Origin of the sequence: Bacillus sp. JJ1532 (genome assembly GCF_036965085.1) — a bacterium.
GTDB lineage: Bacteria > Bacillota > Bacilli > Bacillales > Cytobacillaceae > Cytobacillus.
Genome location: NZ_JBALOW010000045.1, coordinates 26,520 through 33,284 on the forward strand (window position 1 = coordinate 26,520; position 6,765 = coordinate 33,284).

Genomic DNA, 6,765 nt, shown 5'->3' on the forward strand with positions numbered 1-6,765 from the left:
ACCTCGAGGTCGACAAAAACGCGACGTCCTGTCGCATTGTCGACACTAGTACGTCCTGTACGTCGGGGGTAGGCGCTGGAGCTAGACAGTTCTCAAACTCGAGAAATGTTATGCTTTCTTAACTCTTTTAAAAAACATCCCCTTCTGCTTTTCACTAGCAGAGGGGATGTATTTTATTAGTTTAACCTTCCGTTGTTGGGAGCACATTTTTAATTTGCTTAAGGACTTCATTATCTTCATTTTCCTTAATAAGAATATGCACTCTTCCTTTGTCTTCATGAGTTCTGATTAATCTTCCAATTCCTTGCCTTAACCGTAAAAGCATATACGGCAAATCAACCTCTTTAAACGGGTCAGAGGCCCCCTCACGTTTTGCTTTAAAAACAGGATCTTGAGGAGGAAATGGCAATGAGAATATAAAGACATTTTCAAGTGATCTCCCAGGAACGTCTAAACCTTCCCATAAATGAACTGAGCATAGTACTGATTGCTCTTCATTTTGAAAATTAGATACGAGCGTACTAATTTCAGCATCTCCTTCAAAATAGACAGGGAATTTCATCTTGCCTTCAATCCTCTTTTTGAAGCTGGCAAGCTCCTCTTTTGCTGTAAAAAGGACTAACGCTCTTCCATCAGACTTTTCTAGTTGTTCTTCGACATATTGCATTTTCTCATCAAGTGAATCCTCTTTAAATGCCGGCATATTAATAACCATATTATCATCATAATTAAATGGCGAAGAAACGGTAAAAGATAAGTAGCTGTCGATTCCTAAGCTTTTCGCCATATAATCAAATGACTTATTTTCCGAAAGTGTCGCAGAAGAGAAAATAAATGGCTTCTGTTGAGAGAAGACTTCTTCTCTCATAATATCTTCAACCATGCGGGGCATGATTACGAGCGTTCTTTCCCCTGCATGTTCCTCGAACCAAGTGATCCCCTTCAAATCCTTTAGAAATAAGGATAGCGAATACGATATTTGTTCTAAATACTCCTCAACAATTTTTAAATCATATTCGTTAATAACATACATTTCGCTTTCAAACACAAGCTCATCTTCAAGTGAACTAATATATTGAAGAAGTTTTTTTCCTTCCTTGATGACAATCTCAGACTTTTTAATTGTTTTTTTATCCGAACCTTCTGCTAGAGAAGATGCCTTTTCAAGAGAAAAGAAAAATCGCTCATTTTGAATAATGGTTTCATCGATCATATGCAATGTCTTTTCTCTTACATCATTGGCCATTAATCGGGTTAATAGCGATTCAAGAATTTGCTCTGTAAATCTATAGGTTAATGCCTTTTGAGAGGCATATTCCAGTAAATGACCTTCATCGAAAACGACACAAGAACTATCCGGCAAAAGCGGAAGCTGCCCTTCTCTCTTTCTAGATTCCTTTGTCCAAATATGCTCCATATAAAAATCGTGGGAACAGATAATTATATCCTTCGCATTCCTGTAGAAATCACGATTCAAAGTTTGTCCACAACGATGGCGTTTTTCACATGTAAAGCAATCTTGAAAAGGATCCCATGCAATATCGTTCCATTTCTCATCTGTTAATTCAGGATATTCCTTTCGATCTCCATATCTTTCAAAGCTTTGCATGGAAGAACCAGAATGGACAAATTCAGGGAGCTGATCGTAAACCGAGTTATATGTATCCATATTTTCACTTGCAACTAATTGGTCAAGCTTATTTAAACATAGATATTGGTCCCTTGACTTCGCTAGCCGTACATCAATATTTAAGTTTAGTGCCTTTTCAAGCTTGGCAATATCGCCCTCTTTTTTCACAAGTTGCTCAATTAATGTTTCATCTGCACAGGCTATGATGGCTGGTTTATTTATATATCTTGCATAGGCTAGGCTATAGAGCAAATAAACAATCGTCTTTCCTGTACCTACACCCGCTTCAGCGAATATAACCTTCTTTTCCTTAAATGCCTTTTCAAGCTGAAATGCCATGAAAATTTGTTCATCACGCATTTCAAAGCCTGCTTCAGGCAGGATATCGTAAAAAACATCCCCGATCCATTCACTTAATTTATCAAAAAAAGATTCACTTTTGGACAATGCAAAAGGCATTCTACTTTGCATATTACCCCTCCGACATAGAAAAAATTTAAGCGCCTGTTAATAGACGCTTCATCTCATACCTGTATCATTATCTCATCTTTGTTTCATTGTTAAACAAAAGACCATCAATCATTGTATCGTAAATAAAGAAAGTGTCAAGTAAGAAGTGCAAAAGCCGCTTTAAGAACTAAAACATAAAAGAAAAGAACCTGACACATCTCAGCCAGGTCCCCTCTTAATAGCCGATCTTTTTATGTACAGATGAAAATGATAACGACATCGCTTGCTGAAGTTCATTTTGAGCAGTTTGCAACTGTTCGAGTGCCGCTGACGATAATTCCTGTTCCCCCTTCACCGCTTCAATCGTATTTATTAACACCTGTGATATTTTATTAAAATCTATATTGGAATGGTGCATTGGCTTGGCCTCCTGATCCTCTAAATGATACATCTATTGTATTCAAGGACAGGTGGTTCTATGCTCCGAAAGTATTATTTTTCTCGAGTTTGAGAACTGTCTAGCTTCAGCGCCTACCCCCTCGAGGTCACAAGCCAATCCTCCCAGAAAGGAAAGTACACCTTTCCGGGAGGATTGGCTTGTGCTTGTCGGGGGTGGACAAAGCGCTTCCGCTTTTCTTATTTTGGAGGTCTTTTCCCCCAGTATTGATAGTAGTCTGTTTTTATAAAGCCATTAAACAATTTACGCTTCTTTGTTGCTTGTTTTCCGTAAAATTTCTCAAAGTCTTCATTCGAAGTAAGAACATATATCGACCATGTATCAAGGGACGATAATGCCTTTCCCATATCTTCATACATTTTCTGAACTGCTTCTTTTTCCCCTAATCGTTCCCCATATGGAGGATTGCAGGCGATTACTCCATATTCCTTTGTTGTTGTAAAATCCTTTACCTGCATTTGTTTAAAGCTGATTAAATCACCAAAGCCTGCTTCAAATGCATTCTCCTGAGCAATTTTCACCATGCGATGATCAATATCAGAGCCAGTTATATCAAGCTGCTGATCATAGTTCGCTAAATCCTCTGTCTCAGTTCTTGCCTCATCCCAGACTTGTTCAGGCACCCATGACCACGATTCAGAAATAAATTCACGATTAAATCCGGGGGCAATATTTTGTCCGATTAGTGCTGCCTCAATTGGAATGGTGCCGGAACCGCAAAAAGGATCAACAAACGGTTTTTCTGGAGTCCAGTTCGTAAGCATGACAAGTGCGGCAGCAAGAGTTTCCTTTAATGGGGCTTCTCCCTGGCCAGCCCGATATCCTCGCTTATGTAAGCCGCTTCCGCTTGCGTCGATCGTGAGCAGGGCCGTATCCTTAAGTAATGCCACTTCTATTTTATATAACGGGCCATTTTCCTCGAACCAGCCAGTTTTTTTATAATGGGTTCTCAATCTTTCAACAACTGCTTTTTTGACGATTGCCTGACAATCAGATACACTAAAGAGCTTAGATTTAACAGATTTCCCTATTACCGGAAACTCAGCGTCCTCAGATAAATAATTTTCCCAAGGAAGTGATTTTGTTTTCTCGAAAAGTTCATCGAAGGTAGTAGCTTTGAACTCCCCGATTTTTATTTTTATTCGATCTGCTGTACGAAGCCATAAATTCGATCTAGCAATCGCCAGAGAATCCCCTTTATAGCTGATTCTTCCGTTTTCAACTTCACAATCATACCCTAAAGCGCGTACTTCCTTCGCAACGAGGGCCTCTAAGCCCATAGCAGATGTTGCAATCAGATCATATTTTGTCATAATTTCACCCTAATTCATTATTTCCGTTTCCCAGCTCGTTAGAAATGTCAACAGCTTATGTAAAGGAATTGGTTTGGATATATAAAAACCTTGAATAAAGTCGCATTGTTCTTTCTTAAGAAAATCATATTGTTTTTTATTTTCAACACCTTCTGCCACTACTTTTAAGTGTAGCCGATGCGCCATCGTAATAATGGCCTCCACAATGGAGGAATCTTCCTCATATATAGATATTCTTCTTATAAAGCTTTGATCTATTTTCAGTGTATCGAGCGGAAAACGGTTTAAATAGCTTAATGATGAGTAGCCTGTCCCAAAATCATCTATTGATAATTTAACACCAAGCTGCTTTAACTTTACAAGCTTATCGACAGTTTCACTCGCTTTTGGCATGATCATACTTTCTGTAAGTTCAAAATCAATATAGTTCGGGTTGACATTCGTTCTTTGAAAAATTTCACCTATTGATTTTACAAAATTGTCTTGGTTGAAATGAATCGCCGAAATATTTACACTCATTCTCAATTTAGGATTACCTTGTAAATGGATGGCTTTTAAATCTTCGCATGCTTTTTGAATAATCCATTCACTTATTGGAATGATTAAGCCAGACTCTTCTGCAAGAGGAATGAATTCTGAAGGTGGTACTAGACCAAATTCTTCTTGTTTCCATCTGACCAATGCTTCCAAACTAACAACTTTATTCGTTTTCGCATCAATAATTGGATGATAAACAAGAAAAAATTCATTACGTTCAATTGCCTTTCGCAAATCATTTTCCATTTTCATCTGTCTTGACTCATTGTGATGCATCTTATTATGATAAAGCTCGAATTGATTTCTTCCGCCGCTTTTCGCCTCATACATAGCCTTGTCTGCGGTTCTTAATAATGTTTCGATATCCGTCCCGTCCAAAGGGTATAAACTTATCCCAATACTTGTAGAAACGTATACTTCTTGCATATTAAGATGAAAAGATTTTGTAAACTCTTCTATTATCATTTCAGCCATATGGACGGCTTCTTTTGGATGTTTGAGGTTGGGTAAAACGATGACAAACTCATCCCCGCCAAGCCTTGCAATCATATCCTTATTTTTTAGCAACCCTTTTAACCTTGTAGATACTTTCTTCAGAAGCATATCTCCATAATTATGACCGAGAGTATCATTTATTTGTTTAAACCGATCTAAATCTAGAAAAAGGACAGCTAATAGCTGATTATACTTTTCAGCTGTATATATTAAGTCTTCAAGCCGCTTATTTAAACTATAGCGATTGGCCACGCCTGTCAGGGAGTCGTTATGTGCTAAATATCTCAGCTGATCCTCAGCATGTTTACGATCCGTAATATCAGAAAATACAGCAACAAAATTTGTGATGTAACCCTCTTCATCTTTAATGGAGCTAATCGTTATCCATTCAAGAAATACATCTCCATTTTTGCGTTTATTCCAAATTTCACCTTTCCAGTATCCGTTTTCATAAATTTGGTTCCACATATGTTTATAGAACTGCTCGTCATGAATTCCAGATTGAAGGATGTTTGGATTTTTTCCAACAACTTCTTCTTTCGTATATCCAGTCACAATTTCAAAAGCAGGATTTACGGAAATAATTCTAGATTTCCCGTCTGTAATCATGACTCCTTCACTCGTATTTTGAAGAATCCTCTCTGCGAGTTTTATTTGTTGACTGACCCTGATCTCAGATAATATCATATTTTTCGTCCTTATTTACGATATTTTTTCTTCTTTAGTATTCATTATTATCATATAGTTAATCTCCTCAATATACAATATTGGCATAAGCCTCTTATAAACGCTTTCCTTCAAAAGTCGAAAAAAGGACAAAATTCTTTGTCCAATAGGAAAAGCCCCCCTATAAAGGAGAGCAGTAGCTTCATGCATTCATGTCACTAATAACGTTCTGTAAGCCATGTTTTGTTCCTTTGTACTGCAAACGACCCTAAGTCTCGTACTAAGGTGGTAATCATCTATCTACAGGTATACCCTGTCCTTCTCCTCGTTCATTTCCTAAGAGAAAGCGCCCCTACCATAATTTGGGTTTCTCGCTCGTGGGGTTTACCTCGTTCCACCCTCTTCATTTCTGAAAAGGCTCCGTCACTGTGGCACTTTCAAGGTATTCATGCCATATCCAAGGACTTAGGCATTTTCCCTGCCGTCAGCCAAGCAAATACACGTATTTGCCTAACTGCCCTAGCTTATGATTTCACTAGGCACGAACACTACACGCATCTCAGCCTGTGCGAGCATGGACTTTCCTCTACAATTCGCTATACGCTTATTGCAGCGATTACCCGAACGTTATTAATGATAACAAAAGTTATTATATGCAACTTTCAAATGAATAGCAATGGTTTTCAATTTGAAATCGAGAAAATTTTTGTCAATCGTACAATTTACTTCCAAAAACATGCTTTTCTAAGTTGGACAGCCGCTTTAGTATATCAAAATTCGTTGTCCCAGCAGTTTGTGCGGCGACTGGACGTCTGGAAGCCTCTTCAAGCTGCTTCTTTAATCTCATATTTTCTTGTTGTAAATCTTCAATTTCCTGATGGAAAGTTTCATAATCCTTTATTACCCAATCGAGAAATTTATCTACTTCTTCTGGTTTGTAGCCGCGCATAGCCGTTTTAAATTCTTTTTCCAAAATATCTTTTGCCGTTAATTTCACTTTATCGGAAAGCATGACAATCACCTCAAAGTTCACAATCATCATATCTATTTTTTCAGAGATATGCATTTTTGTCAATTTTTCTTTCGAACTAATTTTTCGCAGATTAACGGGCTGTAAGACCCCTGCTTCAAGAAGTTGAGGAAACATAAGATTCTAAGTGGGGGACTAACAGCCCGTAAAGGCCCGATTGTAGGAACAACAGACTAAGAACGCCACG

At 38.0% G+C, this 6,765-nt stretch carries 5 protein-coding genes and 1 other RNA gene; all 6 read right to left on the reverse strand.

Annotated elements, in window-relative coordinates:
• Positions 1-181: 181 nt before the first annotated feature.
• The 6 genes from V7122_RS15485 to gpsB all read right to left on the reverse strand — a co-directional run bounded on the left by V7122_RS15485 (position 182) and on the right by gpsB (position 6,560).
• Entirely contained in the window at positions 182-2,101 is a 1,920-nt protein-coding gene (locus V7122_RS15485; RefSeq protein ID WP_335344788.1) for an ATP-dependent DNA helicase, read from the reverse strand.
• A 214-nt stretch (positions 2,102-2,315) separates the two neighbouring features.
• Positions 2,316-2,498 (reverse strand): hypothetical protein, encoded by a 183-nt coding sequence (locus V7122_RS15490; protein WP_335354095.1) that lies wholly within the window; start codon positions 2,496-2,498, stop codon positions 2,316-2,318.
• A 218-nt stretch (positions 2,499-2,716) separates the two neighbouring features.
• The gene (locus V7122_RS15495; protein ID WP_335344790.1) at positions 2,717-3,850 is read right to left on the reverse strand and encodes a THUMP domain-containing class I SAM-dependent RNA methyltransferase; all 1,134 of its coding nucleotides are present in this window, start codon (positions 3,848-3,850) and stop codon (positions 2,717-2,719) included.
• A gap of 9 nt (positions 3,851-3,859) precedes the next feature.
• Complete coding sequence (locus tag V7122_RS15500; protein WP_335344791.1) at positions 3,860-5,569, reverse strand: putative bifunctional diguanylate cyclase/phosphodiesterase; 1,710 nt, start codon at positions 5,567-5,569, stop codon at positions 3,860-3,862.
• Between the two features lie 206 nt (positions 5,570-5,775).
• Positions 5,776-6,176, reverse strand: an RNA gene (gene rnpB / locus V7122_RS15505) — RNase P RNA component class B.
• A gap of 81 nt (positions 6,177-6,257) precedes the next feature.
• Positions 6,258-6,560: a cell division regulator GpsB gene (gpsB, locus tag V7122_RS15510; protein WP_066294702.1), complete on the reverse strand. Its 303-nt coding sequence runs from the start codon at positions 6,558-6,560 to the stop codon at positions 6,258-6,260.
• Between the last annotated feature and the right edge of the window lie 205 nt (positions 6,561-6,765).

Coding starts and splice junctions, on each gene's coding strand:
- gpsB (WP_066294702.1), bottom strand. CDS start 6,560: ATGCTTTCCGATAAAGTGAAATTAACGGCAAAAGATATTTTGGAAAAA.
- V7122_RS15495 (WP_335344790.1), bottom strand. CDS start 3,850: ATGACAAAATATGATCTGATTGCAACATCTGCTATGGGCTTAGAGGCC.
- V7122_RS15485 (WP_335344788.1), bottom strand. CDS start 2,101: ATGCAAAGTAGAATGCCTTTTGCATTGTCCAAAAGTGAATCTTTTTTT.
- V7122_RS15490 (WP_335354095.1), bottom strand. CDS start 2,498: ATGCACCATTCCAATATAGATTTTAATAAAATATCACAGGTGTTAATA.
- V7122_RS15500 (WP_335344791.1), bottom strand. CDS start 5,569: ATGATATTATCTGAGATCAGGGTCAGTCAACAAATAAAACTCGCAGAG.